This is a genomic window from Luteimonas sp. gir (genome assembly GCF_037198055.1).
Lineage (GTDB): Bacteria > Pseudomonadota > Gammaproteobacteria > Xanthomonadales > Xanthomonadaceae > Luteimonas > Luteimonas citri_A.
The window spans coordinates 47,250-65,638 of the sequence record NZ_JBBAXQ010000002.1 but is presented as its reverse complement, the minus strand read 5'-3'; the positions used below and the strand labels follow the sequence as shown (position 1 = coordinate 65,638).

The 18,389-nt window shown below is 69.9% G+C and carries 18 protein-coding genes; 5 read left to right on the top strand and 13 right to left on the bottom strand.

Annotated elements, in window-relative coordinates; translation table 11 throughout:
- Window positions 1-10: 10 nt before the first annotated feature.
- The 4 genes from WAF18_RS04010 to WAF18_RS03995 form a co-directional block, all read right to left on the bottom strand.
- Window positions 11-631 carry a response regulator transcription factor gene (locus WAF18_RS04010; protein ID WP_337244368.1) on the bottom strand — a complete coding sequence of 207 codons (621 nt, stop codon included), beginning with the start codon at window positions 629-631 and terminating at the stop codon, window positions 11-13.
- Window positions 632-649: 18 nt separating this feature from the next.
- Window positions 650-1,834 (bottom strand): sensor histidine kinase, encoded by a 1,185-nt coding sequence (locus WAF18_RS04005; RefSeq protein WP_337244367.1) that lies wholly within the window; start codon window positions 1,832-1,834, stop codon window positions 650-652.
- A gap of 76 nt (window positions 1,835-1,910) precedes the next feature.
- Window positions 1,911-2,693, bottom strand: coding sequence for an ABC transporter permease (locus WAF18_RS04000; protein WP_337243991.1), 783 nt, complete (start codon window positions 2,691-2,693; stop codon window positions 1,911-1,913).
- Entirely contained in the window at window positions 2,690-3,631 is a 942-nt protein-coding gene (locus tag WAF18_RS03995; RefSeq protein ID WP_337243990.1) for an ABC transporter ATP-binding protein, read from the bottom strand. Before WAF18_RS03995 ends, WAF18_RS04000 begins: the two co-directional genes overlap by 4 nt.
- Before the next feature lie 228 nt (window positions 3,632-3,859).
- Between WAF18_RS03995 and WAF18_RS03990 the strand changes: the two genes are divergently transcribed.
- The 5 genes from WAF18_RS03990 (at window position 3,860) to WAF18_RS03970 (ending at window position 8,885) form a co-directional block, all read left to right on the top strand.
- Window positions 3,860-5,089 carry an efflux RND transporter periplasmic adaptor subunit gene (locus WAF18_RS03990; RefSeq protein WP_337243989.1) on the top strand — a complete coding sequence of 410 codons (1,230 nt, stop codon included), beginning with the start codon at window positions 3,860-3,862 and terminating at the stop codon, window positions 5,087-5,089.
- Between the two features lie 93 nt (window positions 5,090-5,182).
- Window positions 5,183-5,878 carry an ABC transporter ATP-binding protein gene (locus WAF18_RS03985; protein ID WP_337243988.1) on the top strand — a complete coding sequence of 232 codons (696 nt, stop codon included), beginning with the start codon at window positions 5,183-5,185 and terminating at the stop codon, window positions 5,876-5,878.
- 199 nt (window positions 5,879-6,077) lie between these two features.
- Entirely contained in the window at window positions 6,078-7,244 is a 1,167-nt protein-coding gene (locus tag WAF18_RS03980; protein WP_337243987.1) for an FtsX-like permease family protein, read from the top strand.
- 10 nt (window positions 7,245-7,254) lie between these two features.
- Entirely contained in the window at window positions 7,255-8,583 is a 1,329-nt protein-coding gene (locus WAF18_RS03975; protein WP_337243986.1) for an ABC transporter permease, read from the top strand.
- Window positions 8,580-8,885 (top strand): hypothetical protein, encoded by a 306-nt coding sequence (locus tag WAF18_RS03970; protein WP_337243985.1) that lies wholly within the window; start codon window positions 8,580-8,582, stop codon window positions 8,883-8,885. Before WAF18_RS03975 ends, WAF18_RS03970 begins: the two co-directional genes overlap by 4 nt.
- Window positions 8,886-8,910: 25 nt before the next feature.
- Here WAF18_RS03970 and WAF18_RS03965 read toward each other — a convergent pair whose 3' ends face one another.
- The 9 genes from WAF18_RS03965 to WAF18_RS03925 all read right to left on the bottom strand — a co-directional run bounded on the left by WAF18_RS03965 (window position 8,911) and on the right by WAF18_RS03925 (window position 18,362).
- Window positions 8,911-9,570 (bottom strand): NTP transferase domain-containing protein, encoded by a 660-nt coding sequence (locus WAF18_RS03965; protein WP_337243984.1) that lies wholly within the window; start codon window positions 9,568-9,570, stop codon window positions 8,911-8,913.
- A gap of 59 nt (window positions 9,571-9,629) precedes the next feature.
- Window positions 9,630-10,541, bottom strand: a complete 912-nt coding sequence (gene rarD, locus WAF18_RS03960; RefSeq protein ID WP_337243983.1) for an EamA family transporter RarD — start codon at window positions 10,539-10,541, stop codon at window positions 9,630-9,632.
- Window positions 10,538-11,461, bottom strand: coding sequence for a drug/metabolite exporter YedA (yedA, locus tag WAF18_RS03955; RefSeq protein WP_337243982.1), 924 nt, complete (start codon window positions 11,459-11,461; stop codon window positions 10,538-10,540). The genes rarD and yedA overlap by 4 nt, the downstream gene beginning before the upstream one ends.
- Before the next feature lie 324 nt (window positions 11,462-11,785).
- A complete protein-coding gene (locus WAF18_RS03950) occupies window positions 11,786-13,975 on the bottom strand; it encodes a carboxy terminal-processing peptidase (protein ID WP_337243981.1) in 2,190 nt (729 codons plus the stop codon).
- 201 nt (window positions 13,976-14,176) lie between these two features.
- Entirely contained in the window at window positions 14,177-15,181 is a 1,005-nt protein-coding gene (gene lipA / locus WAF18_RS03945) for a lipoyl synthase (protein ID WP_241945200.1), read from the bottom strand.
- An 81-nt stretch (window positions 15,182-15,262) separates the two neighbouring features.
- Window positions 15,263-15,946: a lipoyl(octanoyl) transferase LipB gene (lipB, locus tag WAF18_RS03940; protein WP_337243980.1), complete on the bottom strand. Its 684-nt coding sequence runs from the start codon at window positions 15,944-15,946 to the stop codon at window positions 15,263-15,265.
- Window positions 15,943-16,410, bottom strand: coding sequence for a BLUF domain-containing protein (locus WAF18_RS03935; protein WP_337243979.1), 468 nt, complete (start codon window positions 16,408-16,410; stop codon window positions 15,943-15,945). Before WAF18_RS03935 ends, lipB begins: the two co-directional genes overlap by 4 nt.
- Before the next feature lie 34 nt (window positions 16,411-16,444).
- A complete protein-coding gene (locus WAF18_RS03930) occupies window positions 16,445-16,723 on the bottom strand; it encodes a DUF493 family protein (RefSeq protein WP_183427812.1) in 279 nt (92 codons plus the stop codon).
- A 418-nt stretch (window positions 16,724-17,141) separates the two neighbouring features.
- A complete protein-coding gene (locus tag WAF18_RS03925; RefSeq protein ID WP_337244366.1) occupies window positions 17,142-18,362 on the bottom strand; it encodes a D-alanyl-D-alanine carboxypeptidase family protein in 1,221 nt (406 codons plus the stop codon).
- Between the last annotated feature and the right edge of the window lie 27 nt (window positions 18,363-18,389).

Genomic DNA, 18,389 nt, shown 5'->3' with positions numbered 1-18,389 from the left:
GCGGCCGTCGCTACAGCCAGCCCTTCTGGCGGGCGAGCCGGTAGGCCTCGATGCGGTTGCCGGCGCCGAGCTTGCCGATCGCCTCCGACAGGTAATTGCGCACCGTGCCATGCGAGAGCTGCAGCCGCGCCGCGATCTGGGTCGCATCCAGCCCCTCGCCGGCAAGGCGCAGCGCCTGCCGTTCGCGCTCGCTCAGCGGATCGGGTTCGCTCCAGGCCTCGAGCGCGAGTTGCGGGTCGATCGCCCGCCCGCCGGCGTGGACCCGGCGCAGGGCCTGCGCGAGCTGCTCGGGCGGCGCGTCCTTGAGCAGATAGCCGCCGACGCCCGCGTCGAGCGCGCGGCGCAGATAGCCGGACCGCGCGAACGTGGTGACGATGACGACGCGCACCGGCAGCCCATGGCGCTGGATGCGCTGCGCAAGCTCCAGGCCGGTGAGACCCGGCATCTCGATGTCGGCCACCAGCACGTCCGGGGCAAGGCGCTGCAGCGCGCGCCACGCGGATTCGCCATCCCCCACCGCACCGACGACGGCCAGGTCCGGCTCCAGATCGAGCAGCGCGGCCAGCGCGCCGCGCAGCATCGCCTGATCCTCGGCGATGAGGATGCGCAACGGCGCGTCGGCGGTGGGCATGCGCGGCATGGCGCGACGTTAGCAGGCCCCGGCGCGCAGGCGCGTCCCCGGCACCCACACCGGGGCGGGCAGCGGGATGCGCGCATCGACGCGGGTGCCTTGGGCGCCGCCTTCGACATGCAGATGGCCGCCCAGCGCTTCGATGCGCTCGCGCATGCCCGACAGGCCATTGCCCGGCACGATCGCACCGCCGCGGCCGTCATCGATCACCTGCAGGCGGATCGCATCGCCCTCTCGCGAGAACGCCGCCTGCGCGGTGCGCGCGCCGGCATGGCGCTGCAGATTGGTGACCGCCTCGCGCAGCGTCATCGCCAAGGCCGTTTCCACCTCGGGCGGCAGGCCTGCGCCGACGACGTGGTCGTCGAGCACGTAGTCGAACGCCACCCCGTCAGTCTCGAGCAGCAAGCGTGACGATGCGAGCTCGGCGGCGAGCCCGGCCGCGCGGATACCGCTGACCGCTTGGCGCACCTGCGCGAGCGCATCGCGTGCGATGCCGCCGACCTCGCCAATCTCGCGGCGGGCGCCACCGGGATCACGATCGACCAACCGCGACGCGAGATCGGCCTTGAGCGCGACCATCGACAGCGTGTGCCCGAGCAGGTCGTGCAGGTCGCGCCCGATGCGCTCGCGCTCGGCAACCGCGGCCAGGCGCCGGACCTCGTCATGCGACAGCCGCAGTGCCGCATCCTGCGCATGCCGCAGGCGGTCGACATGCACCAGCATGCCGATCACCCCGGTGGTGAGCGGCATCCAGGCCAGCGCCGTCCACGGATAGCCGAGCCAGCGCGCCCACACCAGCAACACCGCATTGAGCGCCGCCAGCGTCAGCGCATAGCGCCACACCGACCCGCGCGACAGTGTGCCGAGGAACACGCAACCGAACACGAAGTAGCTCAAGCCCGACACGTACCAGGGCAGCATGCCTAAGCACATCGCGATCATCGCCGCCGCGCACCAGGGCGCGCGGCGCGGCGGCAGAACCAGAGCACCGACGAACAGCGCCAGGAACATCGGATACGACAGCAGTGTCAGCAGGAGCCAGCGCAGGTCGTAGCCGCGTTGCGAGAACATCGGCACCACGAACACCCAGACCGACCACAGCGCGTGGATGCCCTCGCTCCATGCCGGCCGGCCCTGGCGCAGGGCCATCCCGAGCACCGAATCGGGCGCCGGGCGCAGCCCGGCGATGGGACGAAGCGGAATCGGGTCTGGCATCTGGGCGCTCACGGCCGCCAGCGTAACCGGCCCCAGGGGCGGCAGGCGATCTGGGTCCATGCGCTCAGCCCACCCGCGCCAGCCGGCGCAGCGCAAGCCCCGCGCAGACCACCGTCGTCGTCGTCAGCACCGCGACGTGCACGCCAGCGGCGCCCCCGGCATCTGCCCCCAGCACCGCGAGCGCGAGCTGGCCGTGGTGATAGGCCGGCCACAGCGGCGCCAACTGCGCGAGTGCATCGGGCAGCATCGACAACGGCAGCCACAGACCCGACAGGAAGGCCATCGGCAGGAACAGCACGTTCGCCCAGGCCGGCGCGGCATTGGCGCTGGCGACGCTGCCCAGCAGCAAGCCGATCGCGCAGAACGGCAGCGCGCCGAACACGGTGACGGTCCACAGTTGCACCCATTGCGCCGGCGCCAGCGACACGCCGCCGAACGCCGTCGCCAGCGCCGCCAGCTCCAGCACGATGATCAACGAGAACAGCAGCGCGATCGCCGCACGCGCCACCAGCCAGGCACCGCCGGGGGCCGGCAGCGCACGCTGCAACGCGAAGAATCCGCGTTCGCGGTCGATCGCCAGCGTCACCGAACACCCGAACAGACCCGCCCCCATCGCGCCGAACACCCCGTACGTCGCCAGCAGGTAGCGGGCGGCCTCGGCACTACCCCGGTTGCCGCCGAGCACGAGTCCGAACATCGCGTAGAACGCTGCAGGAAACAGCAAGGTGGGCAGCACGTACATCGGCTCGCGCAGCAGACGCAGCAGTTCGCAGCGCACCGTCTGCGCCACCGCGCGTACGCCCCGGGCCCGCCCGGCCGACGCGCCGATCCGGGTCCGCGCGCTCATGCGCCTGCTCCCGCCCGGGCCTGCCCAGGTCCAGCGGTCAGCGCCTCGGCCAGGTCCGCGCGGCGCACCTCGAGCCCGCCGGCCTGCGGATCGGCCTGCAGCAGCCTGCGCACCACCGCGTCGGCATCGTCGGTCACGATCGCCAAACGCCCTTCCGTCCGGGACACCGACATCACACCCGGCCAGGTCGCGATCTCGCCTTCCGGCAGCGCGCTGTCGCAGGCCACGCGCCGTTGCGCGACTCGCGCCCGCACCGCATCGACGCTGCCGGCGACACAGACACGCCCGGCCGCCAGTACCACGACGCGATCGGCCAACGCCTCGGCTTCGGCCATGTCGTGCGTGGTCAGCAACACGCCCGCCCCGCGGGTCACCAGGGTACGGACCGTCTTCCAGACCTGTCGCCGAGCGTCGTGGTCCAGGCCGGTCGTCGGCTCGTCGAGGAACAGCAATTGCGGACGGCCGCACAGCGCGAGCGCGAACTGCACACGGCGTTGCTGCCCGCCCGACAGCCGACCATAGCGCCGCGACAGCAGCCCCTCGAGCCCGGCCAGGGCGGCGCAGTCCGGCAGGCTGCGCGGCGCCGGATACCAGCTGCGCACCAGCGCCAGCAATTCGCCGACCTGCAGTCGTTCCGGCAACTGCGCCTGTTGCAGCATCACGCCGATCCGCCATCGTGCATCCGGGTCGGTGGGCGGGCGACCGAACAACCGGGCCTCGCCCTGGTCGGCAGGTTGCAGGCCGAGCAGAACGTCGAGGGTCGTGGACTTGCCCGCACCGTTGACCCCGAGCAGCGCGGTGACCTGGCCGGGCGGCACCGCCAGGTCCACGCCATCGAGCACACGGACGCGCCCGCGGGTGCGCACGACACCGCGCAAACGCGCGAGCGGCTCGGCGGCGGCGGGTGTGGGCGAGTGGGCGATCGCAGGCATGGACATCATCGCGTCTCCTTCGGACCGGGAGCCGCCAGTCTTGGCGCTGGACCCGCGTGGCAGCAGGCGCAAACGTCAGTACGATCGCCTGACAGCTGTCACGTGTTCCCGGGCTATGGGCGGCGGCAGACTGTGCCGATGCGGCGCACCCGCGCGCCGGCCTTGGCCGCCGGCAGATTGGAAACCCTCGTCCCCCGCGGTCACACTGGCCGCAGTTCTCCCGTCCAGGCTTCGATGAACACGAACGCAGACCTGCTCAAGGAACTCCGTATCGACCGCAGCGCCCCGCCGCCGCCGTCGCGTCGCCGCCTGTGGATCGGCCTCGGCATCGCAGCCGTGGTCGCGATGGTCCTGCTGCTCGCAGCCTGGCTGCTGGCGCCGCGCGCGATCGAGGTCGAGACCACGGTGGTGGCCGCGCCGAGCGCCCCGGGTAGCGCCGGCGGCTCGGTGCTCGATGCCAGCGGCTACGTCGTCGCCCGCCGGATGGCGACCGTCTCGGCCAAGATCACCGGCCGCGTGCGCGAAGTGCGGATCGAGGAAGGCCAGCACGTGCAGGCCGACGAGATCCTCGCCACCCTCGATCCGATCGACGCCGATGCCCGGCGCGATCTGTCGGCCGCGCAGCTCGAGGCCGCGCGCAGCCAGGTCGCCGGCGTGCAGGCGCAGCTGACCGAGGCCGCCGCCAATGCCGAGCGCCTGCAGGCGCTGGTCGGCCAGCAATTGGTGTCCAAGGCGCAGTACGAACAGGCGGTCGCCCAGCGCGACGCGCTGCGTGCGCAACTGGCCACCGCGCGCCGCAACGCCAACGTCGCCGACGAGCAGTTGCGGATCTCCACGATCGGTGTCGACGACACCCTGGTCCGCGCACCGTTCGCCGGCGTGGTCATCGCCAAGGCCGCGCAGCCGGGCGAAATCGTGTCGCCGCTGTCGGCCGGCGGCGGCTTCACCCGTACCGGTATCGGCACCATCGTCGACATGGACTCGCTCGAGGTCGAAGTCGATGTCGGCGAGTCCTACATCGGCCGAGTGTCGCCGGGCATGCCCGTCGAGACCACGCTCAACGCCTATCCCGACTGGAAGATCCCCGGCAGCGTGATCGCGATCGTGCCGACCGCCGACCGCGGCAAGGCGACGGTGAAGGTGCGTATCGCGCTCGACGCCAAGGACGCGCGCATCGTGCCGGACATGGGCGCGACGGTGAGCTTCCTCGAACAGGCACGCCCGGCCCAGGACGCCGACGCGCCGCGGCTGTCGCGTGTGCCGGCAACCGTGCTGGCCGAGCGCGATGGTGCGCAGGTGGTGTTCGTGGTCGACGGCGACGTCGTGCGCCAGCGCACCGTTGAATTGGGCCAGCGCATCGGCGGCAATGTCGAGATCGCATCCGGGGTAGCGCCCGGCGATGTGCTGGTGGTCAATGCGCCCGATGCACTCGCCGACGGCAACCGCGTCCGAGTCAAGGACTGATCCACTGCAACGCGCACTTGCGCGAATGGCGCGATCGGTCACAACACGCTGCGCCCACTGCGCAGCACCGCAGGTCCAGATCACGAAAGGGGAATGACGATGGCACTGGTGTCGATCCGCAATCTCACCAAGTCCTACCAGCGCGGACCCGAGCGGGTCGAGGTGCTGCACGGCGTCGATCTCGATATCGCCGAAGGCGATTTCGTCGCGCTGATGGGCCCTTCGGGTTCGGGCAAGACCACGCTGCTGAATCTGATCGGCGGACTCGACACGCCCACCGGCGGCGAGATCGCCGTCAACGGCGAGCGCATCGACCGCATGGGCGGCGGACAACTGTCGAGCTGGCGCAGCCGCAACGTCGGCTACGTGTTCCAGTTCTACAACCTGATGCCGGCGCTGACCGCGCAGAAGAACGTCGAGCTGCCGCTGCTGCTGACCAAGCTCTCGGGCGCGCAGCGCAAGCGCAATGCGCAGATCGCGTTGACCCTGGTCGGGCTGTCGGATCGCACCTCGCACAAGCCCAACGAACTGTCGGGCGGTCAGCAGCAGCGCGTGGCGATCGCGCGCGCGATCGTCTCCGACCCGACGCTGCTGATCTGCGACGAGCCCACCGGCGATCTCGACCGGCAATCGGCCGAGGACATCCTGGGCCTGCTGCAGACCCTCAACCGCGAACACGGCAAGACCATCGTCATGGTCACCCACGACCCGAAGGCCGCCGAGTACGCCAGCCACACGCTGCATCTGGACAAGGGCACGCTGGTCGGCGAGCACGCGGCAGCGGCCTGAGCGTCTGCGCCCTCCCCCGCGTGCAGAGAGAGGGTTGGGAGGGGGCAAACGATCAGTTCGATGAAGAACACCCGCACGCATTGTGCGGGCCGCACTTCACCGCGATCCGATCCCTCGCCCCCATCCCGGCCTTCCCCCGCTAGCGGGGGAAGGTGCGAAGCCATCACCGAATTCCTGAACTCCACCGGCAGGACATCCCATGAAATACCTGCATCTGGTCTGGGCCGCGCTGATGCGCCGCAAGACCCGCACCGCGCTCACCGTGGCGTCGATCGTCGCCGCCTTCCTGTTGTTCGGCCTGCTCGACGGCATCCGGGTGGCGTTCGCGCAGCTGGGCAAGAACGCCGACGGCGCGCAGCGCCTGCAGACCGCATCGCGGCTGTCGTTCATCGAGACACTGCCCAAGGCCCTGGGCAAGCGCATCGAACTGGTCGACAACATCGAGGCGGTCACCTATGCCAGCTGGTTCGGCGGCACCTACCAGGGGCCGCGCAACCAGATCTTCAGCTTCGCGGTCGCGCCCAACTACCTCGATCTGTACCCGGAAATCGAGGTCGCACAGGCCGAGCGCGACGCATTCGCGAGCACGCGCACCGGCATCCTGGTCGGCGAGAAGCTGATGCAGCGCTTCGACTGGAAGGTCGGCGACCGCATCCCGCTGCAGTCGTCGATCTTCCCCAACAGCGACGGCTCGATGAACTGGTCGTTCGACATCGTCGGCGTGCTGCGCAATCGCGGCGGCAAGCAGGGCGGCTTCAACGACCAGATGCTGCTGATGCACTACGACTACTACGCCGAGTCCACGCCGTACGTGGACAACGAGGTGGGCTGGTACGTCAGCCGGGTATCGGACGTGCGCCGGGCCGATCGCGCGGCCAAGGCGATCGATGCGCTGTCGGCCAACTCGCCCCACGAAACCCGCACGATGACCGAAGGCGCGGCGATCGCCTCCCAGCTCAAGCAGATGGCCGACATCGGCATGATCGTCAGCGCGATCATGGGCGCGGTGTTCTTCACCCTGTTGCTGCTGACCGGCAACACGATGGCGCAGGCGGTGCGCGAACGCACCTCGGAACTGGCGGTGCTCAAGACCATCGGCTTTTCCAGCCCCAGTGTGCTGATGCTGGTGCTGGCCGAATCGATGGTGCTGGTGATCTTTGGCGGCGTGCTCGGCCTGGGCCTGGCGGCGGCGGCCAGCGCGGTGCTCAACCTCGTGGCCGGCGACATGATCCGCCTGCCGGGGATCGAATGGCGCAGCTGGCTGCTGGGGCTGGGCCTGATGGCCGCGATCGGCCTGGTCGTCGGCGCGCTGCCGGCGCTGCGCGCGATGCGCCTGAACATCGTCGATGCCCTCGCGGGCCGCTGAGGAGACCGCCATGCATCCGTTGCTCAAAACCCTTTTGCAGAACGCCGCTCTGGTCGCGGCCCTGGTCGTCGCGCTTGTCGTCTGGATTCTTGCGCCGTGGTACGTGCTGCTCGCCGCCGCGCTCGCGGTTGCGCTGTGGATGATGCTCAGCCACGGCGGGCGTCAGGCGGCGTTGGTCAGCCAGGTCGGCATCAGCACGCTCGGCCAGCGACTGGGCGCCTCGTCGGTCGTGGTGATCGGGATCGCCGGCGTGGTCGCCGTCCTGGTCGCGCTGTTGTCGATGGCCGAGGGCTACCGGCAGACCGTCGGCGGCACCGGCGATGCCACCAATGCGATCGTGCTGCGCGGCGGCTCGGTCGCCGAGGTGATGTCCACGCTCGACCGCGCGACGATCAGCACGGTCGTGCAGGCACCGCAGATCGCCCGCAGCGCCGACGGTCGGCCGCTGGCCTCGCCCGAACTGGTCGTCGCCGCGACGCTGCCGCTGCGCGGCGGCGGGCCCGACGAGGACGGCAGCGTGCAGTTCCGCGGCGTCGGCGACATGGCCTTCCAGGTGCGGCCGAAGCTGCGGATCGTCGAGGGCCGGATGTTCGAGACCGGCAAGCGCGAGTTGGTGGTCGGCAAGGGCGCGCGCAAGCAGTTCGCCGGGCTCGATCCGGGGCAGTCGGTCCGACTGGGCAGCGACATCTGGCAGGTGGTCGGCGCGTTCGAGGCGGGCGATGCGACCGACTCGGAGATCTGGGCCGATGCCGAGGTCGTCGCCACTACCTACCGCCGCGGTTCGACGCGTGCATCGATCACTGCGCGGCTGACCGATCCGGGCGCCTTCGCCGCCTTCAAGGCCGGCCTCGATGCCGATCCGCGCACCCAGGTCGAGGTCAGCACCACACTGGACTACTTCGCCAAGCAGTCGGAGGGCATGTCCAAGGTGCTGCGCGTCATCGGCATCGTGGTGGGCTCGATCATGGCGGTCGGCGCGGTGTTCGGCGCGCTCAACACGATGTTCGCCACGGTCGCGGCGCGGGCGCGCGAGATCGCGACGCTGCGCGCGATCGGCTTCCGCGGCCTGCCGGTCGTGGTCGCGGTCATGCTCGAAACGATGTTGCTGGCCTTGCTGGGCGGACTGCTCGGCGGCGCAATCGCGTGGCTGTTGTTCGACGGCTACGGCGCCTCGACGCTCGCCGGCGGCGTCGGTCAGATGACCTTCGAGTTCCGGGTCACGCCTGCGCTGTTGTGGGGCGGGCTGAAGTGGGCGTTGGCGATCGGCTTCGTCGGCGGGTTGTTCCCGGCGGTGCGCGCGGCGCAGTTGCCGGTAACCACCGCGCTGCGCGCCGGATGAGCGGCGGCGACCCGGCCACGCTGTCGAACGCGGACCTGCAGCGCGAGATCCAGGCGCTGCAGGCCCGCGCGTTCGAACGTTATGAGGACGCGGCGCTGCAGGCCGAGGCCGCCCCCAACCGCGCCGAGGCCATCTATGCCCGCGCCGAGCGCGAGACCGCGCCGTGGATCCAGCGTGCCAATGCGCTCAACGCCGAACGCGTCGCGCGCTATCGCCGACGCGCGGCGCGCTGGCGTCAGGCCGCGATCGCGGTGGCGGTTGTCGGCAGCGCCGGCGTGCTGTGGCTCGCGGTGATGCGCTAGCTGCGTCGCGCGGCCGGCGCGGCCTTCAGCTGTCGCGATCCAACAGGCCATCGGCCTGCGCCCGCCGGACGGCCTCGGCCGTATCGAGATCGCGTTGCAGCGCCGGCGCCTCCAGCCGGAACAGTGCGGGCTGCGGCAGTGCCGCGAGCAGCCCGCCGAAGCCCCGATCGCCGTGCAGCGCTTGCGCCTGCGCGAACAACACCGGCGACAGCACCGCCGGAATGCCCGGACGATCGCCGTGCAGCGTTGCCGCGCAGCCCGACGGTGCCATCGCCGCGCCATCGAGCAACGCGCGCAGATGTGTCGCCTCGAGCGCCGGCTGATCGACAGCAACCACCAGCACCGGCCCGGCATGCCCCTGCAGCGCGCGCGCCGCGGCGGCGAGGCTTGCGGCAATCCCCGTGCGCCACGCGGGCACGTCGCAGCGCTCGCCGGGTGCGGACGTCAGGGCGGCGGCGACCGCATCGCGATGCCCGCCCAGCATCACCACCAGCCGATCGGGCGCTGTGTCCGCCGCGAGCCGCACCGCACGGGCGACCAGCGGCTCGCCCGCACGCCGCAACAGTTGCTTGGGAAAGCCCAGCCGCGTGCTGCCACCGGCGGCGAGCACGACGACGGCATGGCCGGCCGTTTTGCGAGGAACGGCGGCAGGGCCCGTGACTGCAGTCGTATCGGAACAGGACATCGCGTCACTGTGCCAGAGGTCGCGCCTCGGACGCCGGACGCAAGCCTGGCCCCGCGCAGTCAGGCCTGTTGCGCAACGATGCGGCGACGCGCCTGCAGGTAACCGTCGACCGCGAACACCGCCAATCCCGCCCAGATGAAGGCGAACCCGGCAGCGCGGTCAGCGCCGAACGGCTCGCCGAAGAAGAACACCCCCAGCAGCAGTTGCAGCGTCGGGCCGATGTACTGCATCAGCCCGACCACCGTCAGCGGCACGCGCCGCACCGCATAGGCGAAGCAGATCAGCGGGATCGCGGTCAGCGCGCCGCCCATCACCAGCAGCACATCGGTGAGGCCGCCCCAGCGCAGCGAGAAGAAGCCGGCCCCGCCACGCAGTTCCAGCCAGACCAGCGCGAGCAGCGCCGGCCCGAATACGAACAGGTTCTCCACCCCCAGGCCCTTGACCGCCTCGACTGCCGCGAACTTGCGGATCAGGCCGTACAGCGCGAACGAGCCGGCCAAGCACAGCGCGATCCACGGAAAGCTGCCGTAGTTGAAGGTCAGCCACAGCACACCGCAGGCCGCCAGCACCACGGCGATCCACTGCGGCCGCGACAGCCGTTCGCGCAGGAACAGCACGCCGATGACCACGTTGAGCAACGGGTTGATGAAGTAGCCCAGGCTCGCCTCGACCACGTGGCCGCTGTTGACCGCCCACACGTACAGGCTCCAGTTGCCGGCGATCAACACACCCGATAGCGCCAGCATGCCGGCCAGGCGCGGCTGGGCGATGGTCTCGCGCAGCCAACCGCGCCCGTGGCGCAGTGTCAGCCAGGCGGCCACGAGGATCGCGCACCAGATCGCCCGGTGCAGCACGATCTGCAGCGACGGCACCTCGCGCAGCAGATGCCAGTACATCGGCATCAGCCCCCAGATCACGAAGGCCGCAGCGGCGATCCAGGTGCCGCGACGGGCCTGCACGGCGTCGTTCATGCCTCGTCTCCGGCCGCGGCAGGAACAGGTGCCTTGCGCGCGCGGCCCAGCGTGATCGCCACGACCGCCGCCAGGATCACCGCCATCGCGCCCAGGTCGTGCGCGGTGAACCGCTCGGCGGCCAGCCAAGCGCCGAGCACCACGGCGATCGCCGGATTGACGTAGGCGTAGCTGCTGGCCAGCGTCGGGCGGACGTTGTGCAGCAGCCACACGTAGGCGGTGAAGCCGACGATCGAGCCGAACGATGCCAGATACGCGAGCGCGAGATGGCCTTTGGGCGTCGGGGGCACGTCCAGCCGTTCGCCCAGCAGCAGACCGGTCGCAAGAATCAGCACGCCGCCCGCGAGCATCTGCGCGGCGGCGGCCATGAACGGTGACGGCAGGTCGCGGCCGCGGCTCCAGACCGAACCGAAGGCCCAGGCCAGCGGCGCGATCAGCAGCGCGACCAGGCCGGCAGGCGTCGAGGTCAGCGAACTGCCGGCGTTGAGCCACAGCACGCCGACGAAGCCGATCGCCAGGCCCGCCCATTCGATGGGGCCGGGCCGCTCGCCGCGCATGACCGAGAACAGTGCCACCCAGATCGGCACCGACGCCACCGCGACTGCGGCCAGGCCCGACGACACGCTCTGCTCGGCGATGCAGACCATGCCATTGCCCAATCCCAGCAGCAGCACGCCCATCGCGATCACGTTCGGCCACTGGGCGCGCGTGGGCGCGGGCACACCGCGCAGGCGCAGCACGGCGTACATCAGCGCACCTGCGGCAATGAAGCGCGTACCGGCCATCAGCAGCGGCGGATAGCCACCTTCGAGTGCGAAGCGGATCGCCAGATAGGTCGAGCCCCAAACCACATAGACGGCCGTCAACGCCAGGCCGATAGCCAATACCGACGCCGGACGCGCACTGGACGCGTTGCTCATGGGGGCAGTTCCGAAAAAGGGGGCAGGCCCGCATCAGCGGGCCGCAGATTCTACGCCTGGCGCCTGTTGCATGGCTGGAATGGCGGTGTTGCACGGCGTGATGCCAACCTCCACGCACCGGCAGCGCCCGCTCACTGAACCTGTGCCGCTGCACCGATGGCGACAGGCATCCGCCTGTCGCGGCTTACGCGCCAATGCACGCGTCGTGGGACGCGTTCTTCATCGCGGCGTCGTTTCGCACGGGCAACCCGCTGCCAGCGCCGGAGCAAAAAAAACCGCCGCGACAGGGCGCGGCGGCTTTCTGGAACCGGCTGCGAGCGTGGCTCAGCGCGCCCAGCGGCCAGGGCCGGTCGATTCGGGCAGCACCGAGGCCGAGAGCTTGCGGTCGTTGTTGAGCAGCCGCACGGCATCGGCCAGGATCGCCGAGGCCTCGCGCAGCAGCGGGTCCGGACGCTCCTCGGCCGCCTTCTCCAGACGGGCCTGCTGCGCGATCGCACGCTCGCTCGCCTGCAGGCCATCGTCGTCGGAGTCCTCGGCCAGCGGATCGAGCTCCAGGCCCAGCGCCTTGCGCTCTTCCTGGCGCTGCGCGCGCTTGGCGGTCTGGCGATCGCGCTCGGCGCGCCGCTCGGCCTCGTTGAGCGAGACCCACTTCTTCTCGCGCTCGGCCCGGAACTCGGCGATGTCCTCGGCCCACCACTGGAATTCCTTGTCGGTGGCGACGCGGGTGTCGTGGAGCTGCTCGAGCTGCGGCAGCAGTTCGCCGAAGTTGCCGTACTGGGTGTGCGGCACGGCGGCGATGCGCGACCACGGCAGGGCGTTGTCGTAGGTGCTCTCGCCGAACTCGGTGGCATCCACCGTCACCGGGAAGTGGATGTCCGGCTCGACACCCTTGTTCTGGGTGCTGCTGCCACCCGGCAGGAAGAACTGCGCGATCGTCAGCTTGACCTGCCCGTAGCGCTTGTTCTCGTTAGCCGGCCACCGGTCCAGATCGACCAGGTTCTGCACCGTGCCCTTGCCGAACGTGGTCTCGCCGATGATCAGGCCCCGCCCGTAGTCCTGGATGGCACCGGCGACGATTTCCGAGGCCGAGGCCGAACCGCGGTTGATCAACACCGCCAGCGGGCCGTCCCAGGCGACGCCGGGATCGCGATCGGCCTGCACGCCGACACGGCCGCCCGACTCGCGCACCTGCACCACCGGGCCCTGGTCGATGAACAGACCGGTCAGTTCGACCGCCTCGTTCAACGATCCACCGCCGTTGTTGCGCAGGTCCAGCACCACGCCGTCGACCTTCTCCTGCTTGAACTGCTCGAGCAGGCGGGCCACATCGCGCGTCGCCGACGCGTACTCGCCGTTGCGGCTGCGGCGACCCTCGAAGTCCTGATAGAACGCCGGCAGCTTGATCACGCCGATGCGCTTGTCGACGCCGCCCTCGATCGCTGGCAGCGTCAGCGTCTCGGCCTTCGCGGCCTGTTCTTCCAGGCGCACGCGGGCGCGGGTGAGCGTGATGCGCACCGGCTCACTGTCGAGCGTGGCCTCGGCGGGGATCACATCCAGGCGCACCTGGGTGTCCTTGGGGCCCTTGATCTTCTCGACCACGTCGTCGATGCGCCAGCCGATCACGTCCTCCATCGGCCCGTTGGTGCCCTGGCCGACGCCGACGATGCGATCGCCTGGCTTGAAGCGGTTGCTCAGCGCCGCCGGGCCACCGGCGATGACCTCGCGGATCACCACCACATCGTCCTGCTTCTGCAACTGCGCACCGATGCCTTCGAGCGACAGCGACATGCTCTGGTTGAACAGACGCGCGGCGCGCGGGTTGAAGTAGTCGGTGTGCGGATCGATGACGCCGGTGTAGGCGTTGAGGAAGCTGCTGAAGGCGTCCTCGTCGTTGTACGCAGCGACCGTGTTCGCCTGGTTGAGATAGCGCCGATCGAGCGTCTTGCGGATCTCGTCAGGCTGCTTGCCGGCCAGCTTCAGCCGCAGCCAGTCGTTGCGCACCGACTGCCGCCACAGCGCGTCGAGCTCGGCGCCGTCGGCCGCCCACGCAGCGTCCTTGCGGTCGTACTCCCAGCGGTCGTTGCCGCTGAAGTCGAAGATATCCTGCGACAGCAGGTTGCGGGCCTGCGCGGTGCGCTCGGCGACGCGGGTCTTGAACAGCGCGAAGATCTCCAGTGCCGGGGCGATGTCGCCGTCGCGCACCGCCGCGCCCATCTTCGGCCGCAGCGCCTCGAAGCGCGTGATGTCCTGCTGGGTGAAGAAGACCTTGCCCGGATCCAGGTTCTCGAAGTAGCGGTCGAAGATCTCGCTCGACATGCCCGCATCGAGCGGACGCGGCCGGTAGGCGTAGCGGCTGTCGGACAGCAACCCGTAGACGAGCTTGGACGCCGCGACCTGGTCCACGTTCGGCGTCGCCGGGACCTCGGCGATGGCGTCGGGCCTGGCCATCAGCGCCAACGGCACCGCCAGCGCCAGGGCGATCAGTGAGCCGGAAACGACACGGGAAGCTTTCATTCGGTGTCCTGCGCTGCGGGTTCGGGAAATCATGGACAGGTCGTCGAGCCTGTCGCGTGAATAGACGGGATGACAGTGCCGAAAGTTGCATGTCCGATGCAAGCCGGACGCGCGATTCGTTGTGTTGCGGACACGCGGCGCCCGGCCGGGGGCCCGGCGTTCACCCATTCGTCAGGCTCGGCCACACGGGCCGAACATGGCTCAGGCGGCGACGCCGGCTTCCATCGCCTGGCGATCGGCGTGGTAGGACGAGCGCACCAGCGGGCCGGAGGCGACGTGGCTGAACCCCAGCGCCATGCCGTAATCCTCGAGCGCCTTGAACTCGTCGGGGGTCCAGTAACGCAGTACGGGATGGTGGTGCGCGGAGGGCTGCAGATACTGGCCGATGGTGACCATGTCCACGTCGTGCGCGCGCAGGTCGCGCAGCGTGCCCTGCACCTGCTCCATGGTCTCGCCCAGGCCGAGCATGATGCCCGACTTGGTCGACACCTCCGGATGCTGGGCCTTGAACTTCTGCAGCAGGGTCAGCGACCACTGGTAGTCGGCGCCGGGCCGGACATTGCGATACAGGTCCGGCACGGTCTCCACATTGTGGTTGAACACGTCCGGCGGATCGGTCCGCAGGATCTCCAGCGCGCGCTCCATGCGACCCTTGCCGCGGAAGTCGGGGGTGAGGATCTCGATGCGGATGTGCGGCGACTGCGCGCGGACTTCGCGGATGCAGTCGACGAAATGCTGGGCCCCGCCGTCGCGCAGGTCGTCGCGGTCGACCGAGGTGATCACCACGTACTTCAGACCCATGTCGGCGATCGTGTTCGCCAGGTTCCGCGGCTCCGAGGCATCCGGCGGCTTGGGCCGGCCATGGGCGACGTCGCAGAAGGAGCAACGGCGGGTGCAGACCTCGCCCAGGATCATGAACGTTGCGGTGCCGTGGCCGAAGCACTCGTGAATGTTCGGGCAGCTGGCTTCCTCGCAGACCGTGACCAGCCGGTTCTCGCGCAGCTTCGACTTGAGCGCAGCGACCGCGCCGTTGGACGGGATGCGCACGCGGATCCACGAGGGCTTGCGCAGCACCGGCGCCTGCGCGAACTGCACCGGCGAACGGGCGATCTTGTCGCCGGCCACCTGCTTGACGCCGGTCTCCAGCGATGCCGGCGGCGCGGACACCACCTGCAGCGGAATCGATTTATCGGCGGTCTGGGTCATGGCGAAGGCATTGCGCGGATCGGAGCGCCATTGTAGGCCCCTGCCCCCGCAGTGTCTGCCGCAGGCAGGAGACGCTGCGTGTCAGCGGGGCAGCGGCAGGGCCTCGGGAAGCGCCGGAGCCGGCGCGTCCGACAGAACCAGGCCGAACTGCTGCGCCAAATGCGCCAGCAACACCGGCGCGACCGCGTCGGTCGAGGCACTGCCGCCCAGATCGGCCAGCGAGACCACCTGCAGGCCCTGGTAGCCGCAGGGATTGATCCGCTGGAACGGTTCGAGGTCCATCGCGACGTTGAATGCAAGGCCATGAAAGGTGCGACCGCGCCGGACGCGGATGCCGAGCGCGGCGATCTTGGCACCGGCGACATAGACGCCGGGCGCGCCTTCGCGGCGCACCGCCTCGATGTTCCAGTCGGCCAGCGTGTCGATCACCGCCTGCTCGATCCGGCAGACGTACTCGCGCACGCCGACCTTCAGCCGTGGCAGATCCAGCAGCGGGTAGACCACCAATTGGCCGGGGCCGTGATAGGTCACCTGTCCGCCGCGGTCGACCTGGACGACCGGAATGTCGCCCGGTGCCAGTACGTGCTCGGGCTTGCCGGCCTGGCCGAGAGTGAACACCGGGTCGTGCTCGACGACCCACAGCTCATCGTCGGTGCTCGCGTCGCGGGCATCGGTGAAGCGCTGCATGGCCTGCCAGACCGGGATATAGGCCTGGCGCCCGAGCCGGCGCACGGACGCAGGCAGCGGCGACGACGCGTCGGTCATCCCCACCCTCCCGCGAACGCCGGCACCAGCCCGCCCCGCGGCACGGACGCCCCGTCCAGGAACGCGCACAGGGTCTTGGCAACCGGGTCGTCGCCGGCCCGCTCGAGTTGGGCCAGCGCGCGGTGGTCGGTCTGGAGCTCGGCGAACGCCAGCGCCTCGCCGTCTTCGGGCGGCGCCTCGGCCCAGGCCATCGGGCAGTCCGGCAGCAGCGGCGCGGCGCGCTCGGCGCGCACCAGCAGGCGGACTTCGCAATGCCGGGGATCGGCAGCGATCCGCGCGAACAGGGCATCGACCACGGGGGCCGGTCCCTCCAGCAACTGCATGAACAGCCCGTCGCGCAGCGCCAGCAGGCCGCCGACGCCGCGTCGCGCGTTGGCTTGGCGGGAGTCTTGCAACAACGCGCGCATGTCCGACACGGTGAATTCGTACAGCTGCCCGCTGCGATAGAGCAATTGCCGATTCACGCCCTGCACGCTCCGCGCTTGGGTTGCGGGCGGGTCACAGCGTCCACTTGACCTCGGGATGCGCGCGCAAGGCTTCGTGCGCGGCGTCGTACTGGGCACGCGTCTCGGCGCGGATGCTCAGGCGCACGGACACGTAGCGCCCGCCGCTCGATGCGCGGGTATTCACCGTCTCGTGCAGCACGGCGACGCCGGCATCGCCGAGCAGCCGGGGCAGTTCGGTCTCCAGGCCGGCGTCGGCAGCGCCCATCGCGGTGAGTTCGAACACGCCCGGGAACTGGAAGCCGTGCTCGGGATTATCTGATTTGATGTCCATCGACGGATTATCGGGGCTGCTGCGGCCGAACCCAAGCGATGGCGGTGCAAGCGTCCGACCGACCGGATCTTCTTCTTCGGACGGGCCGCAGCCCGCCGGCCGGAAACCGCTCTCCCCTCGGTCAGGACATCCTGTCCTGACTCGGGCGCGCGCCATCCTTGGCGCGCTCGACGCGGTCACCGGCCGTCAGTCCGCTGCCGCGGGTGTTTGCAAACAGACTTCGGTCAGCGCGGAGTCGCCCCAGGAAGAAGTCGCGCACTCTCAGCCTCAGTGCGTCGTGCCCGTCGGGGACTGCGATAACAAAAGCCGGGGTCAGAGTGCAATTTCGCGTCGCGAAATTGCACTCTGACCCCGGTTCTATCCGATTCGAAGCCAAAAAAAGGCCGGCATTTGCCGGCCTTTTCAGTGACAGGTGGACTCAGGAGTTCCACCACATCAGGAATTCGTGCCACAACCGCTTGAAGAAGCCGGCCTCCTCGACTGCCTCGAGCGCGACCAGCGGACGCTGCGCAATGACCTTGCCGTCGAGGACGACGCGCACCGTGCCGATCTGCTGGCCCTTCTCGATCGGTGCGACCAGGGTCTCGGGGATGTCCATCGACGGCTTGAGCTGCGCGTACTTGCCGCGCGGCATGCTGACCAGCATCGGCTCGGCCACGCCCAATTGCACCTCGTCGGCCTTGCCCTTCCACACCTTCTGCGTCGAGACCGCCTTCTGGGCGTCGTAGACCGCGTGGGTCTCGAAGAAGCGGAACCCCCAGTTGAGCAATGCCAGCGAATCGGTGGCGCGCTGGGCCTCGCTCGTCGAGCCCATGACGACCGAGATCAGCCGCTGGTCGCCGCGCAGCGCCGAGGCCATCAGGCAATAGCCGGCGCCGGAGTGGTGACCGGTCTTGATCCCATCCACGCTGTCATCGCGCCACAGCAGCCGGTTGCGGTTGTGCTGGGTGATCGGCCCGACCGTGAACTCCTTGATCTTGTTGTGCGCGTATTCCTCGGGATAGTCGCGCACCATCGCGCGGCCCAGGATCGCCAGGTCGTGCGCGGTCGAGTAATGCTCCGGGCCGGACAGGCCGGTGGCATTGGTGAAGTGGGTGTTCTTCATGCCGATGCGTTCGGCATAGGCGTTCATCAGCTGGGCGAACGCCTCCTCGCTGCCGGCCACGTGCTCGGCCAGCGCGATCGCGGCGTCGTTGCCCGACTGCACGACCATGCCGATCTCCATGTCCAGCAGTGGCGCGCGCTGGTTCACCGGGAAGCCGCTATAGCTGCCGTCGGTGCCCGCGCCGCCCTTGCGCCAGGCGTTCTCGCTCATCAGCACCTGGTCGTCCGGCTTGACCTTGCCGGCCGCCATCTCGGCGGCGATGACGTAGCTGGTCATCACTTTGGTGATGCTGGCCGGTTCCACGCGCTGGTCGGCATTCTCGCCAGCCAGGACCTGACCGGTCGCATAGTCCATCAGCACCCAGGCGGTGCCGGTCACCTCCGGCGGCGGCGGCGTGGGCAGCGCATCGCTGAGTGCAGCGCCCCCCTCGCTGGCGGAGGCCGGCGCAGGCGCCGGTGCAGGTGTCGGCCGCGGCGCGGGGTCCTGGGCGACCGCAAGGCCGACCACCGCGGTGGCCATGGCGGCCAGCAGCATGCGCGAAACGACGACAGGCACTTTCAT

Bases quoted from the DNA above. Each gene is read 5' to 3' on its own strand.
- WAF18_RS04010 (WP_337244368.1), bottom strand. From the start codon at position 631: ATGCCCACCGCCGACGCGCCGTTGCGCATCCTCATCGCCGAGGATCAG.
- WAF18_RS04000 (WP_337243991.1), bottom strand. From the start codon at position 2,693: ATGAGCGCGCGGACCCGGATCGGCGCGTCGGCCGGGCGGGCCCGGGGC.
- WAF18_RS03995 (WP_337243990.1), bottom strand. From the start codon at position 3,631: ATGTCCATGCCTGCGATCGCCCACTCGCCCACACCCGCCGCCGCCGAG.
- WAF18_RS03990 (WP_337243989.1), top strand. From the start codon at position 3,860: ATGAACACGAACGCAGACCTGCTCAAGGAACTCCGTATCGACCGCAGC.
- WAF18_RS03985 (WP_337243988.1), top strand. From the start codon at position 5,183: ATGACGATGGCACTGGTGTCGATCCGCAATCTCACCAAGTCCTACCAG.
- WAF18_RS03980 (WP_337243987.1), top strand. From the start codon at position 6,078: ATGAAATACCTGCATCTGGTCTGGGCCGCGCTGATGCGCCGCAAGACC.
- WAF18_RS03975 (WP_337243986.1), top strand. From the start codon at position 7,255: ATGCATCCGTTGCTCAAAACCCTTTTGCAGAACGCCGCTCTGGTCGCG.
- WAF18_RS03970 (WP_337243985.1), top strand. From the start codon at position 8,580: ATGAGCGGCGGCGACCCGGCCACGCTGTCGAACGCGGACCTGCAGCGC.
- WAF18_RS03965 (WP_337243984.1), bottom strand. From the start codon at position 9,570: ATGTCCTGTTCCGATACGACTGCAGTCACGGGCCCTGCCGCCGTTCCT.
- rarD (WP_337243983.1), bottom strand. From the start codon at position 10,541: ATGAACGACGCCGTGCAGGCCCGTCGCGGCACCTGGATCGCCGCTGCG.
- yedA (WP_337243982.1), bottom strand. From the start codon at position 11,461: ATGAGCAACGCGTCCAGTGCGCGTCCGGCGTCGGTATTGGCTATCGGC.
- WAF18_RS03950 (WP_337243981.1), bottom strand. From the start codon at position 13,975: ATGAAAGCTTCCCGTGTCGTTTCCGGCTCACTGATCGCCCTGGCGCTG.
- lipA (WP_241945200.1), bottom strand. From the start codon at position 15,181: ATGACCCAGACCGCCGATAAATCGATTCCGCTGCAGGTGGTGTCCGCG.
- lipB (WP_337243980.1), bottom strand. From the start codon at position 15,946: ATGACCGACGCGTCGTCGCCGCTGCCTGCGTCCGTGCGCCGGCTCGGG.
- WAF18_RS03930 (WP_183427812.1), bottom strand. From the start codon at position 16,723: ATGGACATCAAATCAGATAATCCCGAGCACGGCTTCCAGTTCCCGGGC.
- WAF18_RS03925 (WP_337244366.1), bottom strand. From the start codon at position 18,362: ATGCTGCTGGCCGCCATGGCCACCGCGGTGGTCGGCCTTGCGGTCGCC.